The sequence below is a fragment of the Flavobacterium sp. YO64 genome, from assembly GCF_004119505.1.
In the GTDB taxonomy this organism is placed as follows: Bacteria; Bacteroidota; Bacteroidia; order Flavobacteriales; family Flavobacteriaceae; genus Flavobacterium; species Flavobacterium oncorhynchi.
Map to the genome: position 1 here is coordinate 1 of NZ_NRQV01000074.1, position 347 is coordinate 347.

Consider the following 347-nt stretch of genomic DNA (forward strand, 5'->3'; position numbering starts at 1 on the left):
TGATCGAAGCTGTCGTTTCTGCTACTGCATCGATTGTCGGCTGGCTAACTACAATAACTGAAGTTACTTCATCACAGTTACCTGGATTGGTTACTTCGCAGATTTTGTACGTTACATCATAATTTCCTGCTGGAGTGTTCGGTACAACTGTTACTGTTCCGTCTGTATTTAATGTTAAGCCTGTTGGTACTGTTACTGGGGTTACTTTTACCTCCCCAGGGTTAGTACCCACTACTACAGCAGCTCCGTTTAATTTATCATTCAACGTTAAAGCTGGAGTTGTTCCTCCTGTGTAACCATTGATCGAAGCTATCGTTTCTGCTACTGCATCGATTATTGGCTGGCCT

1 pseudogene is annotated in these 347 nt (G+C 42.9%); it reads right to left on the reverse strand.

Annotated elements, in window-relative coordinates:
• Window positions 1-347 (reverse strand): annotated as a pseudogene (locus BOW57_RS20725) (hypothetical protein); the annotation flags it as partial.